A 23,006-nucleotide genomic window follows, 5' to 3' on the forward strand; every position below is an offset into this window, starting at 1 on the left:
GCCGATGCCGCACACCTCCGAGGACCAGGACCGCCGCCAGCACGACGGCGACAAGCCCGCCGACACCCACATCCCCCAGGGCGGCATGGCGCGCGCCAGCGCCCTGATGGCCTCCGGCACCCTGATCTCCCGCGTCCTGGGCTTCATCCGCACCGCCCTGCTGGCCGTGGCGATCGGCTCCACCGCCCTGGTGGCCGACGTCTTCGAGAAGGCCAACACGATCCCCAACGTGATCTACATGCTGCTGGCCGGCGGCATGTTCAACGTGGTGCTGGTCCCACAGCTGATCAAGGCCGCCAAACGCCCCGACCGGGGAGCGGACTATACGTCCCGCCTACTGACCCTCTCGGTGATCGTCCTGGGGGCGTTCACGATCCTGCTCACCCTGGCCGCCTACCCGCTGATGGTCGCGCTCACCAAGGACTGGACGGAGCCGATGCTCGCCCTGGGCACCGCCTTCGCCGTCTGGACCCTACCCCAGGTGTTCTTCTACGGCCTCTACGCGGTGATCGGGCAGATCCTCAACGCGAATGCCAAGTTCGGCTGGTACATGTGGGCCCCGGTGCTGAACAACCTGATCGCCATCGGCGTCATCGGCAGCTACATCGTGATGTTCGGCCGCTTCACCGCCGGCACCGATCAGGCAGCCGAGTGGACCACTCAGCAGACGGTCTGGCTGGCCGCCGGGCACACCATCGGCATCGCCGCCCAGGCCGTCATCCTCATCTGGCCGTTGATGAAGATCGGCTTTCCCATCCGCCCGAAGTTCGGGTGGAAGGGCATGGGCCTGCGCTCCACGGGGCAGATCGCCGCCTGGACGTTGGCCACCATGCTGATCAGCAACATCGCCAACCTGCTCTACATGCGGCTGATCTCCGGCGCCACGGCCAGCCGTGAGCAGATGCTCGACGGCGGCGCCTCCGTCCCCGGCGAGTACGCCGCCAACACCGCCCAGCTGATCACCGTGCTGCCGCATTCGGTGTTCGTGCTGTCCCTGGCCACCGTGCTGTTCAACCAGCTGGCCCGCTCCATGGATCTGGCTCGGTATGGCCGCGCCCGGGAGATCATCAACGAGGGGCTGCGGCTGTTCGCGATCCCGGTCATGTTCTCCATGGTGGCGGTGATCGTCCTCGCGGGCCCGCTGGGACGGCTCTTCGGAGGCTCCGCCGAGACCGCCCACCTCTCCGGTGCGGCCATCGGTCAGCTGCTGATCCTGCTGGCGCTGGGCATGCCGTTCCGCTCGGCGAACTTCTACCTGATGCGCGTCTTCTACTCAGCTGAGGACGCCCGCACCCCGATGCTGGTGCACACGATCATCGCCGCGCTGTGCTTGGGCTGCGCCTACGGCGGCGCCCTGGTCCTACCCAATGAGGTGCTCCCGTTCCTGGTGATCGGCCTGTTCTCCTTGTTCCACGTGGTCCAGTACGTGCTGTGCCACATGTGGGTGGTCCGCCGGTGGGGCGACTATGACGTGCGCACCGTCGTGGCGGCCTACGCCCGCTCCGGGTGGGCCGCCGTCATCGCGGGACTGGCTGGCGCCGCAGTGTTGTGGGCGATGGGCGGATACTCCTGGGGCTTCGCCTGGCAGTCCATCCCGGCCGCCCTGGTGACCTGCGCCGTGGTGGGTGCGGTGATGAGCGTGGTCTTCGTGCTCATGCTGCGCACCATGCGGGTCAAGGAGTTCGCCGACGTCATCGAGCCGCTGTCCCGCAGAATCCCGGCTCTGCGACGTCTGAGCCGGTAGGCTGGCCCCAGAAGGGCGCACCTGGAGGGGCGCCGGCGTGCCACGGCCGCCAGGCGCCTCCAGACGGCGGCGCCCGCCCCGTGGAGCGCTCGCATCGAGCATCACTGACGCAGGAGGATTCGTGGCCCAGCCGTTCGGCATCGGCGATGTGGTGGGAGGTCGCTACCGCATCACGCACCATGTGGTGACCTCTGCGGACCAGGACATCGTCTTCGAGGGCATCGACCAGGTGCTGAACCGCGGAGTCAGCATCCTGCTGGCGTCCACCCAGAACGCCAAGCAGGTGGCCACCTCCGCTCGAGAGCTCGCCACCGGGGAACGCAGCTCGGAGGTGCAGGTCCTGGACCTCGGCCTCACCGAGGACCGCACCTACCTGATCTCCACTCAGACCCACCCCAATGACCTGCTGGATCTCGTGGTTCCGGATGCCGCACCGTATGTGGAGCCCTTCTTCACCGATTCGCTCGGATCGGAGATCTTCGGTCAGTCCCGCGTCATGGAGCCGGAGACCTTCGAGGACGACGCCGAGTACTACGCCGGCCTGCAGGACGTGGCGCCCGAGGCGGACGAGGCCCCGGAGGAGTCCGGGGCCCGCTCGCGCCGTCGTCCTGCGTTCCTCAACAAGGTCTCCGAGTCGCTGAACCGTCGGCTGGGCACTGACCGCGACGCCGACAGGCGGCAGGCGGCCCAGGAACCCTCACCCTCCGACGCCGCCCAGTCGTCTCCAGACGCCCCGGCACCATCAGGGCCGGTCTACTCCGGCGCCGCCGCCCTCCGCGGCCCGACCTCGCCTCAGGGGTCGGCTCCCAGCGGGCACTCCCCCAGCGAGTCCTCCCTCAGCGAGCCGACTGCCTCTGCCGCGGACGATCCGGCCCGGCCCTCAGAGCCCACAGAGGTTCCGCAGCCGCCCGCGCTGGACCTCCATGCGGACATGGAGGTCGTGGAACCCAGCCCTGAGGCCGACGCTCACGACCAGTTCGGCGTCGCCGCTGACGCCACCGGCGCCCTGCGTCCCTTCGGTTTCGAGGAGGACGCGGCCCAGGCGTCGGCGGCCCCTGCCCCAGCACCTGTCTCCCTTGCTCCAGCGGAGGACGACGGCGAGGAGGTCGTCGACGACCCGCCGGAGGAGCCGGTGCCGGGTTATGGCCCTGCTGACCCGCAGGCCTCGGATCAGCCGGCGGGCACCGCCGCCGCACCGGCACAGACCGAGGGCAGCCCCAGCTTCACCGGTCTCATCTCAGCAGTCTCCGAGGACCGCCGTACCTCGTTCCCCGCAGCTGGCGCGCCCGCGGGCGCGCCTGCGCCGGACGCCAGCTCTGCGGAGCTCCCCCCGGAGGACGCCGCCGCTCCCGGGGCCGCCGGGGCCGCCGGGGCCGATGACACGGAGTCGAAGGACAGCGCCGGGGCAGGGCGCTGGATCGGGCTGGGTCTGCTGGTCGCCGTGGTCCTGGTCGCCGCCGTCGTCGCCTTCCTCGCGCTGCGCGGGGGAGACGACCCGCAGACCACCGCCGACGACGACGCCGCCCAGGAGCTGGAGGAGAGCGGCGAGGACGACGCCCCCGCGGAGGAGGATGACGAGACCGCCGAGGGCGGAGACGGCGCGGACGAGGGTCAGGACGCGGAAGACGAGAGCACCGATGGCCCGATCGCGGTGAGCGAGGCGACCCGCCTGGTCACTAGCGATCCCGGGCTGAACGATGAGACCGACGCGCTGCTGCCGAACCTCATCGACGACGACACCTCCACCTCCTGGAACACGCTGAACTTCGGGTCAGCCGGCTTCGGCGGCATCACCTCCCAGATGGCGCTCGTCCTGGAGCTCGAGGAGCCTGCCGAGGTCTCCGCGGTGACCATCACCCAGCAGGGCGACGCCGAGGGCGGCTCCTTCGAGGTGCTCGTCAACGACTCCGCCAGCCTCGACGGCGCCCAGCAGGTGGGATCGGGCACCTGGAACTGGAACGAGACCACAGTGGAGCTCGACGACGGCGCCGAGGGCCAGTACGTCATCATCAACACCACCGAGCTGCCGCAGCGTGCCGAGCCGGACAACCCGGAGCTGCCGTACAACCTCCAGGTGGCGCAGATCGTCGTGGAGTGACCTTCCGAGGGCCCTGACATCGCGCTCCTGCTCAGGGCTGGGCGGGACACCGCCTGGAATTTTCATGCCCACCGGGCGGTTTCACCACTCGGAACAGATCCCGGACCGGTGCCCTGCCCCGGCGCACTTTCGACGCGAAGGACTCAGCAGACGTGACTGAACAGATTCCCGACCAGGTCCACGATGTGGTCATCGTGGGCTCCGGCCCCGCCGGCTTCACCGCCGCGGTCTACACCGCCCGAGCCAACCTGAACCCGGTGATGCTGGCCGGCTCCGTCACGACCGGCGGCGAGCTGATGAACACAACTGATGTGGAGAACTACCCCGGCTTCCCCGAGGGCGTCATGGGCCCGGATCTGATGATGAAGATGGAGGAGCAGGCCGCTCGCTTCGGTGCCGACGTCCGCCGTGAGGACGCCACTGAGCTGAAGCTGGACCAGCCGATCAAGGAGATCACGATCGGCTCGGGCGAGGTCATCCACGCCCGTGCGGTCATCCTGGCCACCGGCTCCGCCTACCGCGAGCTGGGTGTCCCCGGCGAGAAGGCGCTCTCAGGCCACGGTGTCTCGTGGTGCGCGACCTGCGACGGCTTCTTCTTCCGCGAGCAGAACATCGCCGTCGTCGGAGGAGGCGACTCCGCCATGGAGGAGGCACTGTTCCTCACGAAGTTCGCCTCCAAGGTGACGGTCATCCATCGCCGGGATGAGCTGCGGGCCTCCAAGATCATGGCTGACCGCGCCAAGGCCAACGAGAAGATCGAGTTCCTCTGGAACCACGAGGTCACCGAGGTGCAGGGTGACGGCAAGCTGACGGGCCTTCAGCTGCGCAACACGGTCGACGGCACCGAGTCCTCCCTCGAGGTGACAGGACTGTTTGTAGCTATCGGACATGACCCCCGAGTTGAGCTGTTCACGGACCAGCTCGAGCTCACGTCCGAGGGCACCGTGAAGGTCCAGGGACGCTCCTCGAAGACCTCACTGCCTGGCGTCTTCGCCGCCGGCGACGTCCTGGACCCCACCTATCGTCAGGCCATCACCGCGGCGGGCTCCGGCTGCGTCGCCGCTCTCGACGTCGAGCACTGGCTCGCCGACGCGGCGGACTCCGACGCCGCTGATGCCGCAGGGCTGGTCGGCGCTGGTGCCGAGTCCGCCTCCTGACCCCCAAGACAATCCACCGATCAACGGAAGGACAGACACCATGGCAGAGTTGAAGAGTGTCACCGATGCAAGTTTCGACCAGGACGTGCTGCAGGCCGACAAGCCTGTGATCGTCGACTTCTGGGCCGAGTGGTGCGGTCCGTGCCGCATGGTCGGCCCGGTGCTCGAGGAGCTCGCGACTGAGCACGCGGACAGCGTGGAGGTCGTGAAGGTCAACGTTGATGAGAACCCGGCCATCGCAGCCAAGTTCGGCATCACATCGATCCCGGCGATCTACGGCTTCAAGGATGGCGCGCACGTGATCTCCTCGATCGGTGCCAAGCCGAAGCAGGCGCTCGAGACGGAGTTCGCCGACTTCCTCGGCTGACCCCGCCTCCGCCAGGGTTCCCTGGCATCACACAGAGGGCCCGCAACAACCTTTGAAGGTTGTTGCGGGCCCTCTGTCGTGGGCTTGCCCTTCGAAGCTCATCCCTCGTGGGACGCACCTCGCGGGATCAGCTCACCTGCTCTCGCTGGCCGATCATCTCCATCAAGCGATGCAGGTCTTCGATCGAGCCGAAGTCGATGGCGATCCGTCCCTTCTTCGCTCCCAGAGTGATCTTCACCTGGGTGTCCAGACGATCCGTGAGGGCGTCGGCGTACTCATCGAGCTGCTGGTAACGCGCGGTGGACGGCAGCCGTGTGGTTCCACGTGAAACACCGTTCCCCTGGTTCTGCTGCGCCATGGTCACAGCTTCCTCCGTCGCCCGGACCGACAGGCCCTCAGCCACGATCCGCTTAGCGAGCTCTTCCATCTCCTCAGCACTTGAGAGTCCCAGGAGCGCCCGCGCGTGACCGGAGCTCAGGACCCCTGCGGCTACCCGGCGCTGGACCGCCGGAGGCAGCTTCATGAGCCTCAAGGTGTTGCTGATCTGCGGACGTGAGCGACCGATCTTCTCCGCCAGTTCATCCTGAGTGCAATTGAAGTCGTCCAGAAGCTGACGATAAGCGGCAGCCTCTTCGAGGGGATTGAGCTGGGATCTGTGGATGTTCTCCAACAAGGCATCACGGAGGAGGTCGTCGTCCCGAGTGGACCGCACGATAGCGGGGATGGTCGTGCGCTCGGCGGCCATGCTCGCGCGCCAGCGACGCTCTCCCATCACCAGCTCGTACTGCTCAGGGCCCACCTCGCGGACCACGATCGGTTGCAGGACACCGATCTCGCGGACGGAATGCACCAGCTCCGCCATGTCCTCTTCATCGAACTCCGTGCGGGGCTGTCGCGGATTGGGCTGGATGGCCCCCACGACGACGGAACGGAACTCGGCACCATCCACGCTGCCCCCGTGGCCATTCTGGCTGACGGCCTCCGTCCAGGCATGCTGGGGCTCCACCGCCGACTCGACCCGTTCCTCGGCCTCTGGCGCCCCAGATCCGCGTCCGCCGTTGTGGTCGATCGTGCTGGCATCAGAGCCAGCAGCTGTAGGTTCCGGACGGACCGTGGCTGAGGGCGGCAGGGAGGCGCTACTCACGGGAGAGTCAGCGGATCCGGCCGTGCGTGCGGACTGGCGTTCACTCATCACGTCCGGCATCTGGGCACGACGCGCTCCAGATCGTCGGCTGGTGGTCGTGGGCTTCGTTCCGGGACGTGTTCCACGTGAAACCCGCTGGGTGCCCAAGTGCGACTTCGCAGAGAAGAAGACGTCAATGGGTCGTTCCGGCGTCTCAGCGACACTCGCCCCCTGAGATGCGTCATCATCCACGCGGTCGGGGGTCTCCGGAGCGGATGGACCGTCACTCTGCCGCGCAGCGCCGATGTCATGATCGTCGCCCGACTCCTCGTCGACTCGCCCATCCAGAGGGGCCGTCGCCTCATGCCCTCGCTCAACGGGGGATCCAGCAGGCTCAGCACCTGATGGCGCCTGACCGGGGGAGGTTTCATGTGAAACGTCGTCCGCACCGGGGTTCTGACCGGCCAGTGCCTCCTGTTCCTGGGAGTCGCTGTTGATCAGGGCGCCCAGACCCCGACCCAGCCCCCGCCTCTTCCGCTCTGCCATTGCAGGCCACCTTCCTCGTCTCGCCGGCTCACCACGTTCCGGACCGTGGACTATTCTACGGCCCGAAGCAGAGATCATTCCTGAAGCCTTCAACCCAGCGTTTCACGTGGAACGATGTCACAGCCGGCGGGGCTGACATGACGGGAGGGCCGCACCAGCAGAGATGGATGCCTCTTCCGAGGCCCGCAGCCTTCTCGGAGGTCCTCCTGTGTGGGTTGCGCGACCCGGAAGGGCGCTTCATGTCGCCACCAGAGACGACTCCCAGGTCCGTATACTGAGCCGCGACAGGCGTCACCCCCGGGGGATCGCGCACCTCTCCGCTCTGCCATGGATCGCAAGGTTTCACGTGGAACCGTCGGCCTCGGATCAGCCCGCCGTTGCGCCGCGTTCGCCACCGCCTGTGCCGCGGTACCCCTCCGGCAGTGTCTCCGCACGAGCGGACCATCATCTCAGGACTTCTCATGAGAAGCGCCGAATCGCATCGTTCCACGTGAAACAGCCTCGACTGAACACCCGACGTCCTGGGCGCCCTGCGCCCGGCACAGCACCCCTCACTGTTCACGGCGAGCGGACGCTGGTGTGATGGCCCCTGATCTTCGACGGGCAGCGTTCGGGACGAGGCAGCGCAGTCGATCCGGCCGCACGGCCAGGGATGCGATGGCGTTCCACGTGAAACGGGCCTCCAACTAAGCGTCACGTCTCACCGTCCAGCTCCGGAGGTGCAGGGGTGCCGGGGTGCCGGGGACCGCAGCATCCGATTCTGATCCGCTCCCTCTTTCCCCCGGCCAGATCGGTAGGCACCCTAGTGCACAGGCTCCCAGCGCACAGAACACGACACCGCCGCGGCCACCAGCTCCGAGGACGTCCTGGGAATCGGGGTATCGCATGGGACGATCTGATATCCCGCCAGTCCTGTTCCACGTGGATCGCGTGCGCCTTCGCGGGGACTGGCCCGGGCACACGAGACGCGGTCAGAGCTCTTGGGTCACCCCTCGCCCAGGCCGCTCGTGGGGACAGGATCCAAAAGAAGATGACTCATGACAATGTGAGCCGACGCCAGCGACCGTCGTTTCACGTGGAACTCTCGGGGCCACGCCCATGAAGGGACCCATGACGGGGCCGTCATCAGCGCTGGGAGGCTGCTCCCCGCGTCACGATCTCCGCAGCGGCCTCCAGGTACGCCAGGGCGCCCGTCGAGGAGGGATCGTAGGAGATCACGCTCTGCTGGTAGGAGGGGGCTTCCGAGATCCGCACATTGCGAGGGATGAGGGTGTCCAGCACGGCCTCCGGGAAATGCTCGCGGACTTCCTCGGCCACCTGTGAGGCCAGACGTGTGCGACCGTCGTACATCGTCAACACGATCGTCGAGACGGTGAGTGGGGGATTCAGGTGCTTCTGAATCATCTGAATGTTGTTCAGCAGCTGGCTCAAACCCTCCAGCGCGTAGTACTCACACTGGATGGGAATGAGCACCTCCCGCGCCGCCACAAAGGCGTTGACGGTCAGCAGGCCCAAGCTGGGAGGGCAGTCGATGAACACATAGTCCAGACGCTCCAGCCCCTGCTCCTCGCGGTACCGGTGGTACTGGTCCAGTGCGCGCTGGAGACGCTGCTCCCTCGCCACCAGCGAGACCAGCTCGATCTCTGCGCCGGCCAGGTGGATCGTCGCCGGGACCACCTGCAGCCGGTCCAGGTCAGGACAGTCGGCCACGACGTCGGCCAGGGAGAGGTCGTCGATCAGGACGTCATAGATCGAGTCCGTGTCTGCCGAATGGGGGACTCCCAGTGCCGTAGAGGCATTGCCCTGGGGGTCGATGTCGATCACCAAGACCTGGAATCCCTGGTCAGCCAGAGCCGCGGCGAGGTTCACCGTGGTCGTGGTCTTCCCCACCCCACCCTTCTGATTGGAGACCGTGATGGTGCGGGTGGTCTCGGGGCGCTGGAGCTCGGTCGCAGAGAGGACCTGCCGCCGTCGCCGTTCGTCAGCCAGCTCCGCCGCCAGCGGCGATGACGCGTCCATGCCGTCGAGGATCGATGATCCACGGGCGGTCTCGGCGGCCTGCTGCGCCGCTTCGCCCGTCGACGCGCCGGTGCCGCGTGTTCTGTCCTGGCTCGCCACAGGTCATCCCTCCCAAGGATCCGACGATCATCGGCGCCGACCCAGCGGTCAGCGCCTCCAGCAGTCTAGGACACGCCCCTGACCGGAGGCATCCGCAACTTCCAGGTGAGGTCGAGGTCGGCCGCCCGCGCGTCCTCGCATTCCGGTGACGGTGCGCTCCGGTGACGGACACGCCGATATCAACGTCGCGGGCAACGCAGCACCGTCGTCGTCTCCTCCAGAAGTCCCTCTCCCAGCTGCTCCACCACGGGACGGCCCAGACGATGCTTGGAGAACAGCTTGCGTGCCGCCGTGATCTCCTGGTCCACGCTGCGGCCCTTCAGGAGCAGAAGCTCACCGTCGTCCGCCAACAACGGAACTGTCAGGGGAATGAGCTTCTTCAGGGCTGACACGGCGCGGGCGGTGACGACGTCGGCCATCACCTCGTCGGTGACCTCCTCGGCACGCGCCCGGATCAGCTCCACATTGTCGAGCCCGAGGTCCTTCACCACCGTGTCCATCCACTGGACACGGCGTTCCATCGGCTCGATCAGCTGGAAGTCCACATCGGGCCGGGCCAGGGCCAGGGCGATTCCGGGCAGGCCGGCTCCGGAGCCGACGTCGGCCACGGTGCCGCCGGCCGGCAGCTCCGGACCCAGCACCGCACAGTTGAGGACATGCCGGGACCACATGCGTGGCACTTCCCGGGGACCCAGCAGGCCGTGCTCGATCCCCGTGCCGCACAGGTGCTCCACGTACCGTTCCGCCAGCGGCAGACGTTCCCCGAACAGCACCTCCGCGGCACGACGCTCCGCCGCGGTCAGCTCCGGGGGCTCCTGGGCGGGCCCGTGGGCCTCCTGGGCACCGGACAGCGCAGGCTCGTCCCCGTGTGCGTGTGCGGCGGCCTCAGCGTCAGCGGCACGTCGCCGAGCCTCGACGTGGCCGAGGTCCTCATGCTGCGGTCGAGTCATCCTGCGTCCCCCTGGTGTCCGCCGGGTCATGCCGGCTGCCGGTCTGCTGATCGATCGATGCGCGCGATGCCTTCCGTCGGTGGAGGCCCGCTCCCTCAGGAGGCGGAGACCACCACGTGACGACGCTTGCCCTCACCTTCGGATTCGCTGACGAGTCCCGCCTCGGCCACGAAGTCGTGGACGATCTTGCGCTCGTAGGCGCTCATCGGCTCCAGATGGACGTCCTCACCGTGCTCGCGCACCTCGGCGATGGCGTCGTCGGCCTGCTTCTTGAGCTCCACCTGGCGTCGCTCGCGATGGCCTGCGATGTCGAGCACCAGCCGCGTGCGTTCGCCGGTGGCGGTCAGCACGGCCAGCCGGGACAGCTCCTGCAGCGCGTCGAGCACCTCGCCCTGGGGGCCGACGAGGTCGTTGAGCTCATCTCCGCCCTCCTCGGCGACGATGGAGATGAACGTCCGGTCCCCACGGATCTCGATGTCGATGTCACCGTCGAGGTCCGCAATGTCCAGCAGCTCCTCGAGGTAGTCCGCGGCGATGTCACCTTCGTCCATGTCTCCGCCGTCTGCCTCGTCTCCGCCGTCCTCACCCTGGGCGTCGTCGGCGTCGTCGGCGTCCACCTGTGGCTCCGAAGGGGCCCCTGCGGAGGAGTCGGCCACCTCCACGGTCTGCTCGGCGGCCTCGTCTGCCGGCGGCACGTCCTCGGACTCCACGGGGTGCTCAGTCTGCATCTGGCTCATCACTTCTTCTTCCTCTTCTTCTTCGAAGGCTGCGCCTGCTGACCGCGGTGCTTGCCGGTCGGCTTGGGCTTGTCCTCCTGCGTGGACTCGGGCTTCTCATTGATGGGCGGCAGACCCTTGGCCGCGCGGCGCAGGTTGAGCTCCTTCTCGGCCAGCGACCCCGGGGTCGGGTTGTTCCGGATGACCCACCACTGCTGTCCCATCGTCCAGAAGTTCGTGGCGGTCCAGTAGATCAGCACACCGACGGGGAAGTTCACACCGCCGATGACGAAGACGAGCGGCAGCATGTAGAGCATCATCTTCTGCGTCTGGGCGAACTGGCCCTGGAGGGCGGCCTCAGACATGTTCTTGCTCATCAGCTGCTTCTGGGTGAAGAACTGGGTGAGCACCATAGCCACGATCATGATCGAGGTCATGATCACCACATGCCATTCGGTGGGGTCCGACTGGAAGGAGGGCAGGAAGATGTCGGACATGCCGACGCCGAGCAGCTCCGAGCCGTCGAAGCTCTGCACCTCACCAGCGCTCAGCGCCCCATAGCCGTCCTGCTGGTACTGCTCCTGACGCATGCGGTTGAGCATCCAGAACAAGGCGAAGAACACCGGCATCTGAGCCAGCAGCGGCAGGCAGGTCATGAAGGGGTTGACTTTGTGCTTCTTGAACAGCGCCTGCTGCTCCTGGGCCATCGCCTGCCGGGAGACCGGGTCCTTCTTCCCCTTGTACTTCGCCTGGAGCTTCTGCACCTCCGGCTGGATGATCTGCATCCCGCGCTGGGACTTGATCTGCCGCACGAACAGCGGGATCAGGATCACACGGATGACGATCACCAGCAGGATGATCGAGATGGCCCAGTTCCAGCCGGACTCGGGGTCCAGCCCCAGGAAGGTGAGAGCTGTGTGGAACAAGCTCAGGATGAAGGAGACCGCCCAGGTGAACGGCGTCATCAGTGTGTCGAAAAAGCCCATATGTCTCTCAAGTCGTCGGCCCGGGCATGGTCAGCGCTGCCCGGAGTCTGCTGGATGCACGCCTTCACCCTGCGATGCGGGCGCCTCCGCATCGCTCGGTGCGCGCCCGTCGTCGGCGCAGTCGTGGTCCAGGGGGATCGGCGGATGGTTTGTCTCTATGATCGACGGTGCCGACCCCCGGGGCCAAATCCGCCGGCCCACCGGCACGTGGTCCACTCCGCCACCGGTGAAGGGATTGCAGCGCAGGATCCGCCAAGCGGTGAGCAGCGAGCCCCTGACCGCCCCATGCACCGTGACCGCCTCCAGCCCGTAGGCCGAACAGCTGGGGTAGTAGCTGCAGACCTGACCGTACAGCGGAGAGATGACGCGGCGGTAGCCCTTCAGGAGGGCTCCCAGCAGCTGCGACGGCAGGCGGCGCAGCCTGCCCCAGTGCTGGCTACGGACCTCGTGGGCGTTCGGCTGCGTCCGGGGGAGACCAGGGGTCTCCCCGACGGCCACGTAGTAGTCGCTGTGCCGAACCCACTCCGGATCCGCATCGCGGCTCAGACGCTCATCCCGCATCGGGCTCCCCCTCCCGACGACGGCGGCGAGCCTTGCGCACCGCACGCAGCAGCGTCGACCGCACTTCCGAGATCAGCTCGTCGTGGGCCGCCTCCACGGCCGCCGGCAGGGCACGGACGACGACGTCGAGCCGCGCCCCCTCGGGCACCTCCACCGAACCTTCGCGCATGATGTCCCAGATGATGTGCCGCAGGCGCCGTTGGGTACGGTGCCGGACCACGGAGTTGCCCACCGCCTTGGAGACGATGAATCCACAACGCCATGCCGCGGCGTCGGGGCCGACCCCCGGCGCTGGATCACCGGGATGGTTCGGCCGGTCCGCCAGCCGGGCGGAGATCACCACACATGATCCTCCCGCCCGTCCACCGGCCCGTGTGACGGCACGGAAGTCCGACGCCACGGTGACACGATGACGGCGGGGAAGCATGCGCGATGTCCTCCGGTCGGTCGGGCTGGGGCTGGCCTTCGGGGCCGGGCGATCCGGATCCGAGGCCCCAGATGCACGAACGGCCCGTACCCTCGAACGGGACGGGCCGTGGGTGCGGCGACGCGAAGGCGCCGCCCTGAGCCGTCGGGCGGCTCAGCTGACGTGGATCAGGCCGAGAGCGTCTTGCGGCCCCGGCTGCGGCGTGCCGAGATGATGGAACGGCCGGCACGGGTGCGCATACGAGAACGGAAGCCGTGCTTGCGGCTGCGACGGCGGTTGCTCGGCTGGAAAGTCCGCTTGCTCACTGTGTACTCCCACTGGATGGTTCGAAGTCTTCGGTGGAGACCGAACCGTCTGGTCGGCTCCAACTGCGGCGGGCCGAAAGTCTCGTCCCCGCACGCCTGAGTCGGTGTCTCCTCGGTCCGGGCACGCCAGAGGGCATGCGCCATTCAGAGCGACCTGTCAACACTAGACGCCGCATCGGCGCGTCGTCAAGTCGGGCCCTGCCGACAAGCGGACGGCCTCGCATCTGCGGAGGGCGCACCCTACACCACTTATCCACTGCTGTGCATAAACCTGTGCAGAACCTCGGCGTTCTCCACACGTCGTCCACAGTCGTGGAGAGGCCCCACCATACGGATCCAGGACCTTCGGCAGGGACGTCACAGCAATTTCTGGCGCCGGGCTCTTGTGCACTGAATGAACGTTAAGTTAGCGTCGTTCCAGCAGGGCTGAACGTACGTTCAGTCGATGATCCGCCCGGCGCACCGCGTTCGTTCCTCAGCATGCGTCGCCCCGCTCCCGAGGAGGTCCTCATGGTCACCCCGAGCACGGACTCAGAGCGCGACGGGCTCGACCCCCGGACCGCCGCCGCCAGTCACAACGTCACCGGCACCGGCAACACCTCCCCGCCCGCACAGGACACAGAAGCTGCGGAGTCTTCCGGCGCCGATCGCATCCTGGACGCGGCCATCGAGCTGTTCGGCGAGCATGGCTTCTCCGGGACCAGCCTGAAGGCGATCGCCCAGCGGGCCGACGTCTCCGCGCCCCTGGTCATCCACCACTTCGGTTCCAAGGCCGGTCTGCGCAAGGCGTGCGACGAACGGGTCGCGGAGCTCTTCTACCAGTTCAAGAGCGAATCGATCGCCCGGTCTCGGCCCGCCCTTCCGCGGAACTACGTGATGGAGGCCATCCAGGCCTCGGGCCCGATCATCCACTACCTGCTGCAGGCCTTCCTGGCCGGCGGCGACGAGATCGACGCCCTCATGGACCGTCTGGTGGAGGACTCACTGGAGTACACCGCGGAAGCCGAACGGATCGGCCTGATCCACCCCAGTGCGAATCCCAGGAACCGAGCCGTGGTGATGCTCCTGCAGTCTTTCGGCGCCCTGATGCTGCACAAGCAGATGAAGCGCCTGCTGGGCGCCAGTCCGCTGGAGGACTCTCCCGAGGATCTGGCTCCCTACATGTCCGCGGTCCTGGAGCTCTACACCCGCCCGGTGCTCAACGCCGAGGTGTACGGGGAGCTCGCCCGGCAGCTCCGCGAGACCCAACCCGAGCCGACCGCCGACGACACCCCAGTCGACGACACCCCCGTCGACCACACTCCCTCCGACATCGACCACCAGCCCTGACCCGGCCGGCTCCCCACCACAGGACGCCGTCGTCGCCAGGTCCGGGAATCACACTCCGCCCGCCACCCGCGGGCCCCACGAAAGGACCAGGCGTGATGAGTGAGAACCCTCCGGTCATCCGCACCGAGAAGCTCGTCAAGCGCTTCGGCGCCGTGCGCGCCCTCGACGAGCTCGATCTGACCATCGCCACCGGCGAGGTCCATGGCTTCCTCGGCCCTAACGGGGCCGGGAAGTCCACCACCATGCGCGTGCTGCTCGGTCTGCTGCGCGCCGACTCCGGCACCGTCGAGATGTTCGGGCGGGACCCGTGGCGCCACGCCGTCGCCCTTCACCGACGGCTGGCCTATGTGCCCGGCGACGTCGAGCTGTGGCCCAACCTGACCGGTGGTGAAGTGATCGACATGTTCCTCCGGCTGCGAGGTCCGTACTCCACCGCCCGCCGGGACGAGCTCATCGAGCGCTTCGCGCTGGACCCCCGGAAGAAGACCCGTACCTACTCGAAGGGCAACCGTCAGAAGGTCGCACTCATCTCCGCCCTGGCCTCCGATGTCGACCTGCTGCTGCTCGACGAGCCGACGGCCGGTCTCGACCCTCTGATGGAGGTCGTCTTCCAGCAGACCATCAAGGAGGCCACACAGAACGGTCGGTCCGTCCTGCTCTCCAGCCATATCCTGGCTCAGGTGGAGGCCCTCTCGGACCGAATCTCGATCATCCGCGCCGGCCAGGTGGTCGAATCCGGCACGCTCTCTGAGCTCCGACACATGACCCGCACCACCATCGAGGTGGAGACGGCCCGGCCCGCCGGGGAGATCGCCGGGATGTCAGGAGTCCATGACTTCCGCACCGAAGGGGAGCGGATCATCTTCGAGGTCGACGGCGAACGCGTCGAAGACCTCATGCACCAGCTCGCACCGCTCGGGGTCCGGTCGCTGGTGGCCCATCCGCCGACGCTCGAGCAGCTGCTGATGCGTCACTACGGCGAGGACCTCGGCCACCGCAGTGTGGCCGAGGGCGCGCAGAAGGGGTGACACGCCATGCCTGAGACCACGAGCGGCACCCTGCCGCACACCTCCGTCTCCCCAGCTCCGACCGATGTCGCACCGTTGGCCCGCACCGGGTCGCTGCTGCGCTTCATGCTGCGCCGGGATCGCATTCGGCTCAGCATCTGGGTGCTGGGCATCGGCCTGATGGCCCTGTACTTCTCCAACGCCATCCAGGTCATCGCCGACGGCGTCGAGGAGCTCGCGCAGATGGCGGTGCTCTTCAGCGACCCCGTCGGCCGCATGATGACCGGTCCCGCCTTCGGCATGGACGAGCCGTCCTTCGAGCGGTTCTACGCCGCCGGGTACGTGCTCTTCCTGTACATCCTCTTCGCCCTGATGAGCGTCTTCCTGCTGGTCCGCCACACCCGGACGGAGGAGCAGACGGGTCGGGCCGAACTGGTGCGGGCCAATGTGGTGGGTCGGCATGCGACGCTGACCGCCGCCCTGCTGCTCACCGGCGGGGCCAACGCCGCCGCGGCCGTCCTCGTCTGGGTGGCCTCCGGTCCAGTCGCCGGCTATGACGCGGCGGGAACTGCCCTGGTCGCCGCAGGGGGCTTCTCCGTGGGCCTCTTCTTCATGGGAGCCGCCGCGGTGGCCGCCCAGCTGAGCCAGTCCTCACGGGGAGCCTCAGCCATGGCCGGGGGACTCCTGGGCCTGGCCTATCTGATCCGCATGGGCGGTGACATGGTGGAGCAGGGCGGCAGCGCGCTGTCCTGGTTCTCCCCGCTGGCGTGGTCCCAACAGACAGCCCCCTACGTGGAGGACCGCTGGTGGCCGCTGCTGCTGCCGCTGGTCGCGGCGGCCGGGATGGTCGCCCTGGGCTTCTGGCTCAGCACCCGGCGTGACGTGGGCGCCAGCCTGGTGCCCCCTCGGCTCGGACGGGCCACCGCCCGGCCGTCGTTGGGCACCCCGGTCGGCATGGCCCTGCGGGTTCTGCGCGGGATGCTCCGTGGCTGGGCCATCGCCCTGGTCCTGGCCGCCCTGATGTTCGGCAGCTATGCCGAATCGATGGTCGACGCCGCAGACGGGCTCCCTGAAGAGGTCGCGATGATCATGACGGGGGACGACCTCATGTTGGGCTACCTGGCCTACATGTCGCTGTTCCTGGCCATCTTCGTGGCCGCCGCAGGAGTGAGCGGCCTGCAGGTCCTGCGCAGCGAGGAGGTCCACGGCCGCGCCGAGTTCGCCCTCTCGCTGCCCATGAGCCGCACCACGTGGCTGGGGGCGCATCTGGCGGTCCTCCTCGGCGGGCTGCTGGCCCTGACCCTGCTGGTGGGTCTGGGGACTGCTGTGGGGGCGGGCGCCTCGCTCGGCGACCTGGAGCACACAGGGAGCCTGCTGCTGGCCGGGCTGCATCAGTTCCCCGCGGTGCTGGCCGTGGTGGGCATCGTCGTCGCCCTGTTCGGCTGGGTGCCGCGGATCGCGGGCACCGTGGGCTGGGTGATCATCGCCTTCTCCGGCATCGCCACGAACTTCGGTCCGATGCTGGACCTGCCGGACGCGGTGCTGAACCTGAACGTGTTCGGTCACTTGGCTCAGCACCCGGTGGAGGACATCACCCTGGCCCCGGTCCTCTGGCTCAGCACCCTCGGCGTGGCCGGCCTGGTGCTCGGCCTGCTCGGGTGGCGTCGACGCGAGGTCAACCGAGTGTGAGCCGCTGACCGTTCTCCACATTTCCACAGCCCATTCCACAGGACCGGGGGCTGCTCGTCCCCTGCGCGGAGGAGCGGCCCCCGGAGGCTGTGCGGGGACATGTCTCCCCGCATCATCCGTCACCCATCACGTGGCCCCACCGCCCGCATGATCACGGGGATCTCCCCACCCTTCCGACTGACGGCTCAGCGTCCAGGGCAGTAGACTCGACGCACCGCCGGGCCGGGTCCTGCACGGTCCGTGCCAGCGGCGGTGTGCACATCGACTGCACATTCTCTGCACACCACGGAGGCAGAAATCCACAGGTGCGCGCGATACAGTCGACAAGCACAGGGACGGCGGCCACGCCGCGGCCCACAGCATTCATCGTCGTCGCAGGAGGGGAGCAGCGTGTCTGCCGACTCGGAAGTCAACGTGCCGGTCAAATGGCAGCAGGTGCTCACGGAACTCCGCGAGAACCACGGCATCACCGGACTCAAGCTGACCGACGTCGGCCGGGCCGTCCCCCAGGGTGACCAGCTGATCGGGGACACCCTGCTGCTGGCCGTTCCGCACGAGCGGGTGCGCGAGCTCATGCAGTCCACGCTCCAGCAGCAGCTCTCCGAAGCGCTGCGTGCCGTGTTCGGCAGGGACATCCTGTGCGCCTACGTCATCGACCCCGGCCTGGCCGCACGTCAGAAGGCCGAGTCCTCCGAGGCGCCCTCCGGGGAGCGGCCGGGCCCCGGCGTCCCCCTCTCGGGACGCGGCGAGTCAGCAGTCTCGGCGGCCTCGGCCTCGTCCACGGCCGTCGACGACGTCTACCCCGCGCCCGGCGAGTCCTTCGCCGATCCGCGGACCCAGCTGCGGCAGGATCCTCCCGCTCCGACGCGAGGACATGCTCCCCAGATGCCCGTGCCGCCGTCGGGCCTGGCCGGCAACGGGACCATCCCGCCGACGCCGTCGGACCCGCGACCCAGCGAGAGCTTCGAGACTTCCCGGCTGAACCCGCGCTACACCTTCGACACCTTCGTGATCGGGTCCTCCAACCGCTTCGCCCATGCCGCGGCCAACGCGGTGGCCGAGGCGCCGGCGAAGGCCTACAACCCGCTGTTCATCTATGGCGACTCCGGTCTGGGCAAGACTCACCTGCTGCACGCGATCGGTCACTACGCCCAGCGGCTCTACAGCGGGATCCGAGTCCGATACGTGAACTCGGAGGAGTTCACCAATGACTTCATCAACTCGATCCGCGACGACGAAGGCGCCAGCTTCAAGCATCTCTACCGCAATGTGGACGTGCTGCTGCTCGACGACATCCAGTTCCTGGCGGACAAGGAACGGACGGTGGAGGAGTTCTTCCACACGTTCAACACGCTCTACAACAACAACAAGCAGGTCGTGATCACCTCGGATCTGCCGCCCAAGCAGCTCTCCGGGTTCGAGGAGCGGCTGCGCTCCCGTTTCGAGTGGGGGCTGATCACCGACATCCAGCCGCCCGATCTGGAGACCCGCATCGCGATCCTGCGGAAGAAGGCCACGGCCGAGAACTTCTCCTGCCCGGACGACGTCCTGGAGTACATCGCCTCGAAGATCTCCACGAACATCCGCGAGCTGGAGGGCGCACTGATCCGCGTGACCGCCTACGCCTCGCTGAACAAGCAGCCGGTTGACCTCCCCCTGGCGGAGCAGGTGATGCGGGATCTGATCTCGGACGACCATGTCCAGGAGATCACGGCGGAGCAGATCATCAACGCCACTGCCGAGTACTACAGCTTCACCGTGGACGACCTGATGTCGAAGTCGCGGAACCGGACCCTGGTCACGGCCCGACAGATCGCCATGTACCTGCTCCGTGAGCTCACGGAGATGTCCCTGCCCAAGATCGGCCAGGCGCTGGGCGGCCGCGACCACACCACCGTCATCTATGCGGAGCGGAAGATCCGCGAGCTGATGGCCGAGCGGAGGGCCGTGTTCAACCAGGTCACCGAGCTGACGAACAAGATCAAGCAGCAGCGCTGACGCTGCCGCCCTTCCCCGGACCCTCCAGGGCGCATGTCGCGCAGGTCTCCATCGACCTGCTGTCAAGTCCATGGTCCACTGCTGTGGAGAATGTCGTCGTGCACAGCTCACATGGATGTAGTTCCGCAGGATGAGCGCGATCCGCGGCTGCGGCGAATCTCGTCATCCACAGTTTTTCTCACATATCCACAGGTATCGGTGGAGTTTGTCCACTGCCGTTCCCACACCTGTGGATAACCCAGTGGAGAGAGCAGTGAAGAACTGACGCCACCCTGGGGATGAATCGCCCTGTCCTGCGGAGATCGCGAATCCGACCGCTGCGAGAATCCACCGCACGCCCACAGCACAAGCGGAGAGACTTCACTTAACTGTGCACACCGAGATCCCGGCGCATTCGCCGATCGAGGCAGTTATCCACAGAATCCACACCAGTTGTTAACACTGCTCCACTCCACCAGAGAGAAAAGAGAGAACATCACAGGGCGGGTCGGCCCACGGTGACGACGACAGCGCCGCCGGCGACACGCCGTGCACAAGATATGGGGCCGAAGCGGCCTTGACTCGGCACATATCGTGGTGGATGCGGTGGCATCAAGCCCGGGCCAGCAGGTAAGCTCGACACTCGACACAGCAGCCGTGATGCTTGACAACTGCTCCACAGACGCTCAATGCGTCGATCCAGCGGTCCGAGCTCCCGACGGCTGGTCCCGACCGGCAGCACCGAAAGGCGGAGATCAGTGAAGTTCACTGCGGAGCGCGACGTCCTCACCGAGGCGGTCTCCTGGACGGCTCGTTCCCTCTCCCCCAGGCCTCCGGCCCCTGTGCTCTCGGGTCTGCTGATCACAGCTGAGGACCAGACCGTGACGATCTCGAGCTTCGATCACGAGATCTCCGCTCAGCTGCACATCGAGGCCGAGGTCGAGCAGCAGGGCACCGTTCTGGTCTCCGGACGTCTGCTCAATGACATCGTCAAGGCTCTCCCGGACGCTCCGGTCACCGTGGAGCTCCAGGACTCGAAGGCTGTGGTGACCTGTCGGTCCTCCCGATTCACCCTCGCGACCATGCCTGTCGACGAGTACCCGGAGCTCCCTGGTCTCCCGGAGCTCTCCGGAACCGTCGACGGCGCGGCATTCGCCCGTGCCGTCTCCCAGGTCAGCACTGCGGCCTCGAAAGACGACACGCTGCCGATCCTCACCGGGGTCAAGGTCGAGTTCGAAGGTGACAGGATGACGTTCCTGGCCACGGACCGGTACCGGCTGGCCATGCGGGAGATCACCTGGGCCCCCACCCAGCCGGACATCTCCACCTCCGCGCTCATCAAGGGCAAGACCCTCAACGATGTCGCGAAGTCGCTGGCAGGCTCAGGCGAACTGTCGATCTCGTTGAGCCAGGACACCGACCTGGTCGGCTTCAGCTCGGGAGGCCGACGCTCCACGAGCGTCCTGGTCGACGGTGACTACCCGAAGATCCGCCAGCTGTTCCCCGAGGAGACTCCGATCCATGCCGTGGTCCGGACTGCGGAGCTGATCGAGGCGGCCCGGCGCGTGTCCCTGGTCGCCGAGCGGAACTCCCATGTGCGGCTGCAGTTCACCGAGGAGGGTCAGGTCGTCCTGGACGCTGGCGCTGACGACGCGGCAGCCGCCTCCGAGGTCATCTCTGCGGAGCTGACCGGGGAACCGATCACCGTGGGGTTCAACCCCAGCTACCTCAACGAGGGTCTCAACGTCATCGACACCGAGTATCTGCGCTTCTCCTTCGTCTCTGCGCCGAAACCTGCCATGATCACGGGTCAGGAGACTCCGGACGGCGAAAACTCCACCGACTTCCGCTATCTGTTGATGCCGGTCCGGCTGATCAACCAGTAGCCCACGAGCGCCGATGCGGCTCTCCACCCTGAACCTGAAGGACTACCGCAGCTACGCCGACGTCGAGCTGACGCTCCACCCGGGCCCGAACGTCCTGCTGGGGTACAACGGCGTGGGCAAGACGAACATCGCCGAGGCGATCGGGTATCTCTCCACCCTGGGCTCCCATCGCGTCTCCCAGGATGTCCCGCTGGTGCGCCACGGCTGCACACAGGCGGTCATCCGAGCGCAGGCGCATCGGGGCTCCCAGGAAGCCATGCTTGAGGTCGAGATCAATCCCGGCCGCAGCAACCGAGCGCGGATCAATCGCGGTGCGCCGGTCAGGGCCACCGAGGTCCTCGGCATCCTGCGCACGGTGCTCTTCGCCCCGGAGGATCTGGAGCTGATCAAGGGAGCCCCCGCAGTACGTCGTCGGTTCTTCGATGACCTCACGGTGCAGCTGCGTCCTGCGCTCGGCCGGGTGCGGCTGGACTATGAGAAAGTCCTGCGGCAGCGCAACGCGCTGCTGAAGTCGATCCGCCATGAAGGGTTCACCCCCACCCACGAGTCCACTCTCGCGGTGTGGGACCATCAGCTCGCTGACGCGGGATCTCGGCTGATGCGTGCCCGGTTGGAGGTCCTGGCGGCTCTGCGACCCCATGTGGCGGAGGCCTACCGCCAGCTCTCGGGCAGTGTGCGGACGGCACGGCTGCGCTATGAGTCGTCGCTGGTCGCACCGGAGGCGGGCTCCGAGATCTCGCCGCTCGAGACGGCTGACCGGGCGCAGCTCGCGGATCTGTTGCGCGACGGTCTCGAAGGTGCCCGCAAGGAGGAGCGGGACCGAGCGCAGACGCTGGTGGGACCGCACCGGGATGACATCGCCTTCACCCTGGACGACGTCCCCGTGAAGGGATTCGCCTCGCACGGAGAGACCTGGTCGTTCGCCTTGTCTCTGCGCTTGGCGGCCTACCGGACGATGGTCGACGACGACCCTGCCGACGGGGCACGCCCGCTGCTGATCCTCGACGACGTCTTCGCAGAGCTCGACGCTCGCCGACGTCGTCGCCTCGCAGAACTGGTGGGGGAGGCGGAGCAGCTCATCGTCACCGCCGCCGTCGACGACGACGTCCCCGAGAGCCTGCTCCAGCACGGCCTGCGGGTCGAGTCGGTGGACCAGATCAGCCAGGTCAGCGAACTGAACACCCCCGCTGATCCGAGCGGTTCGGACGCCCCGGATGCCTCGGACACCCCGGAGCATCCTGACCGGGAGCTCGACGGATGAGCGGCTCAGAGGCCGATCCCGGCGACTCCCCCGAGCTGGAGCCCAGCCCGGACGGGGTCCCGGCCCATGAGATTGAGGACGCGGCATCCCTCATCCTGGCCCGCATGCGCCGGGCGGCTGAGGCGCGCGGTGAGCATCGGATGCGGGGCATGCCGCGAGGCAGCTCATTGGCGGGCAATCCGCGGGCCCCAGGTGCTCAGATGTCCGGACGCAGTGCCGGAACAGGCCCCGGCGCCAGCCGCCGTGACCCGAGTCTGCTGGGGTCGGTGGTGGACGGACTCATCAGCACCCGGGGATGGTCCTCCCCGGTAGCCGTGGGCTCGGTCATCGCCCGATGGGACCAGCTGGTGGGGCCGCAGGTCGCTGCGCACTGCCGGCCGGAGAGGTTCGAGGACGGGGTGGTCGACGTCGCCTGCGACTCCACCGCCTGGGCCACGAACCTGAAGCTCATGCAGCCGCAGCTGATGGACATGTTCACCCGGGAACTGGGCCGCGGAATCGTCACGGGTCTGCGCATCCGGGGCCCGCAGGCGCCGAGCTGGAAGAAGGGTCGCTGGTCGGTCCGTGGGCCCGGTCCGCGGGACACCTACGGGTGATCGGATGCTGCGAGCTCGCAGACGCGCTCCTGCCGCGTCGAGGGCCTAAGGGTGGAATGGGGCCTCATCGACGGCCCCGCCAGAGCGTCCCAGTGGGCCTCTGCGGCCTTCTGGGCAAAGATTCTGCGGTGTCCACCGCAGGGAAATCGGGATCTCGGGCCAC

General features: G+C 67.5%; 19 protein-coding genes. 11 read left to right on the forward strand and 8 right to left on the reverse strand.

The window, feature by feature from the left end; all coding sequences use genetic code 11:
* Window positions 1-4 precede the first annotated feature (4 nt).
* The 4 genes from murJ to trxA all read left to right on the forward strand — a co-directional run bounded on the left by murJ (window position 5) and on the right by trxA (window position 5,366).
* Window positions 5-1,744: a murein biosynthesis integral membrane protein MurJ gene (gene murJ / locus SD455_RS12735; protein WP_445508336.1), complete on the forward strand. Its 1,740-nt coding sequence runs from the start codon at window positions 5-7 to the stop codon at window positions 1,742-1,744.
* A gap of 121 nt (window positions 1,745-1,865) precedes the next feature.
* A complete protein-coding gene (locus SD455_RS12740) occupies window positions 1,866-3,842 on the forward strand; it encodes a hypothetical protein (RefSeq protein WP_445508337.1) in 1,977 nt (658 codons plus the stop codon).
* Window positions 3,843-3,994: 152 nt separating this feature from the next.
* Window positions 3,995-4,999 (forward strand): thioredoxin-disulfide reductase, encoded by a 1,005-nt coding sequence (gene trxB / locus SD455_RS12745; protein WP_311025573.1) that lies wholly within the window; start codon window positions 3,995-3,997, stop codon window positions 4,997-4,999.
* 40 nt (window positions 5,000-5,039) lie between these two features.
* The gene (gene trxA / locus SD455_RS12750; RefSeq protein ID WP_085437859.1) at window positions 5,040-5,366 is read left to right on the forward strand and encodes a thioredoxin; all 327 of its coding nucleotides are present in this window, start codon (window positions 5,040-5,042) and stop codon (window positions 5,364-5,366) included.
* A 127-nt stretch (window positions 5,367-5,493) separates the two neighbouring features.
* On the opposite strand, the gene SD455_RS12755 is transcribed toward trxA, so the two are convergent.
* The 8 genes from SD455_RS12755 to rpmH form a co-directional block, all read right to left on the reverse strand.
* Window positions 5,494-7,113: a ParB/RepB/Spo0J family partition protein gene (locus tag SD455_RS12755; RefSeq protein ID WP_445508338.1), complete on the reverse strand. Its 1,620-nt coding sequence runs from the start codon at window positions 7,111-7,113 to the stop codon at window positions 5,494-5,496.
* Between the two features lie 1,047 nt (window positions 7,114-8,160).
* Window positions 8,161-9,054 (reverse strand): ParA family protein, encoded by an 894-nt coding sequence (locus tag SD455_RS12760; RefSeq protein ID WP_396954367.1) that lies wholly within the window; start codon window positions 9,052-9,054, stop codon window positions 8,161-8,163.
* 278 nt (window positions 9,055-9,332) lie between these two features.
* Window positions 9,333-10,103 carry a 16S rRNA (guanine(527)-N(7))-methyltransferase RsmG gene (rsmG, locus tag SD455_RS12765; protein WP_445508339.1) on the reverse strand — a complete coding sequence of 257 codons (771 nt, stop codon included), beginning with the start codon at window positions 10,101-10,103 and terminating at the stop codon, window positions 9,333-9,335.
* Between the two features lie 95 nt (window positions 10,104-10,198).
* Window positions 10,199-10,840, reverse strand: a complete 642-nt coding sequence (locus SD455_RS12770) for a Jag family protein (protein WP_083277697.1) — start codon at window positions 10,838-10,840, stop codon at window positions 10,199-10,201.
* Entirely contained in the window at window positions 10,840-11,805 is a 966-nt protein-coding gene (gene yidC / locus SD455_RS12775) for a membrane protein insertase YidC (RefSeq protein WP_311025569.1), read from the reverse strand. Before yidC ends, SD455_RS12770 begins: the two co-directional genes overlap by 1 nt.
* 30 nt (window positions 11,806-11,835) lie before the next feature.
* Window positions 11,836-12,366, reverse strand: coding sequence for a membrane protein insertion efficiency factor YidD (yidD, locus tag SD455_RS12780; protein ID WP_070161644.1), 531 nt, complete (start codon window positions 12,364-12,366; stop codon window positions 11,836-11,838).
* Complete coding sequence (locus SD455_RS12785) at window positions 12,356-12,793, reverse strand: ribonuclease P protein component (protein WP_070161642.1); 438 nt, start codon at window positions 12,791-12,793, stop codon at window positions 12,356-12,358. Before SD455_RS12785 ends, yidD begins: the two co-directional genes overlap by 11 nt.
* Before the next feature lie 167 nt (window positions 12,794-12,960).
* The gene (rpmH, locus tag SD455_RS12790; RefSeq protein WP_083277696.1) at window positions 12,961-13,098 is read right to left on the reverse strand and encodes a 50S ribosomal protein L34; all 138 of its coding nucleotides are present in this window, start codon (window positions 13,096-13,098) and stop codon (window positions 12,961-12,963) included.
* A 510-nt stretch (window positions 13,099-13,608) separates the two neighbouring features.
* Between rpmH and SD455_RS12795 the strand changes: the two genes are divergently transcribed.
* From SD455_RS12795 to SD455_RS12825, 7 genes are all read left to right on the forward strand, one after another.
* Window positions 13,609-14,427, forward strand: a complete 819-nt coding sequence (locus SD455_RS12795; protein ID WP_445508340.1) for a TetR/AcrR family transcriptional regulator — start codon at window positions 13,609-13,611, stop codon at window positions 14,425-14,427.
* A gap of 95 nt (window positions 14,428-14,522) precedes the next feature.
* The gene (locus SD455_RS12800; protein ID WP_070162338.1) at window positions 14,523-15,455 is read left to right on the forward strand and encodes an ABC transporter ATP-binding protein; all 933 of its coding nucleotides are present in this window, start codon (window positions 14,523-14,525) and stop codon (window positions 15,453-15,455) included.
* Between the two features lie 6 nt (window positions 15,456-15,461).
* Window positions 15,462-17,123 (forward strand): ABC transporter permease, encoded by a 1,662-nt coding sequence (locus SD455_RS12805; protein ID WP_445508341.1) that lies wholly within the window; start codon window positions 15,462-15,464, stop codon window positions 17,121-17,123.
* Between the two features lie 390 nt (window positions 17,124-17,513).
* Window positions 17,514-19,121 carry a chromosomal replication initiator protein DnaA gene (dnaA, locus tag SD455_RS12810; protein WP_070162334.1) on the forward strand — a complete coding sequence of 536 codons (1,608 nt, stop codon included), beginning with the start codon at window positions 17,514-17,516 and terminating at the stop codon, window positions 19,119-19,121.
* Window positions 19,122-19,858: 737 nt separating this feature from the next.
* On the forward strand, window positions 19,859-20,986 hold the full coding sequence (gene dnaN, locus SD455_RS12815; RefSeq protein WP_070162332.1) for a DNA polymerase III subunit beta: 1,128 nt from the start codon (window positions 19,859-19,861) through the stop codon (window positions 20,984-20,986).
* A gap of 13 nt (window positions 20,987-20,999) precedes the next feature.
* Window positions 21,000-22,247, forward strand: a complete 1,248-nt coding sequence (gene recF / locus SD455_RS12820) for a DNA replication/repair protein RecF (RefSeq protein WP_445508342.1) — start codon at window positions 21,000-21,002, stop codon at window positions 22,245-22,247.
* Window positions 22,244-22,843 carry a DUF721 domain-containing protein gene (locus SD455_RS12825; protein WP_070162328.1) on the forward strand — a complete coding sequence of 200 codons (600 nt, stop codon included), beginning with the start codon at window positions 22,244-22,246 and terminating at the stop codon, window positions 22,841-22,843. Before recF ends, SD455_RS12825 begins: the two co-directional genes overlap by 4 nt.
* Window positions 22,844-23,006 lie beyond the last annotated feature (163 nt).

The organism is Nesterenkonia sp. K-15-9-6, assembly GCF_052656005.1.

Excerpts from the sequence above, each read along its gene's own strand:
- murJ (WP_445508336.1), top strand. The coding sequence starts at position 5 with ATGCCGCACACCTCCGAGGACCAGGACCGCCGCCAGCACGACGGCGAC.
- trxA (WP_085437859.1), top strand. The coding sequence starts at position 5,040 with ATGGCAGAGTTGAAGAGTGTCACCGATGCAAGTTTCGACCAGGACGTG.
- SD455_RS12755 (WP_445508338.1), bottom strand. The coding sequence starts at position 7,113 with ATGATCTCTGCTTCGGGCCGTAGAATAGTCCACGGTCCGGAACGTGGT.
- SD455_RS12760 (WP_396954367.1), bottom strand. The coding sequence starts at position 9,054 with ATGGACGCGTCATCGCCGCTGGCGGCGGAGCTGGCTGACGAACGGCGA.
- rsmG (WP_445508339.1), bottom strand. The coding sequence starts at position 10,103 with ATGACTCGACCGCAGCATGAGGACCTCGGCCACGTCGAGGCTCGGCGA.
- SD455_RS12770 (WP_083277697.1), bottom strand. The coding sequence starts at position 10,840 with ATGAGCCAGATGCAGACTGAGCACCCCGTGGAGTCCGAGGACGTGCCG.
- yidC (WP_311025569.1), bottom strand. The coding sequence starts at position 11,805 with ATGGGCTTTTTCGACACACTGATGACGCCGTTCACCTGGGCGGTCTCC.
- yidD (WP_070161644.1), bottom strand. The coding sequence starts at position 12,366 with ATGCGGGATGAGCGTCTGAGCCGCGATGCGGATCCGGAGTGGGTTCGG.
- SD455_RS12785 (WP_070161642.1), bottom strand. The coding sequence starts at position 12,793 with ATGCTTCCCCGCCGTCATCGTGTCACCGTGGCGTCGGACTTCCGTGCC.
- SD455_RS12795 (WP_445508340.1), top strand. The coding sequence starts at position 13,609 with ATGGTCACCCCGAGCACGGACTCAGAGCGCGACGGGCTCGACCCCCGG.
- SD455_RS12800 (WP_070162338.1), top strand. The coding sequence starts at position 14,523 with ATGAGTGAGAACCCTCCGGTCATCCGCACCGAGAAGCTCGTCAAGCGC.
- SD455_RS12805 (WP_445508341.1), top strand. The coding sequence starts at position 15,462 with ATGCCTGAGACCACGAGCGGCACCCTGCCGCACACCTCCGTCTCCCCA.
- recF (WP_445508342.1), top strand. The coding sequence starts at position 21,000 with ATGCGGCTCTCCACCCTGAACCTGAAGGACTACCGCAGCTACGCCGAC.
- SD455_RS12825 (WP_070162328.1), top strand. The coding sequence starts at position 22,244 with ATGAGCGGCTCAGAGGCCGATCCCGGCGACTCCCCCGAGCTGGAGCCC.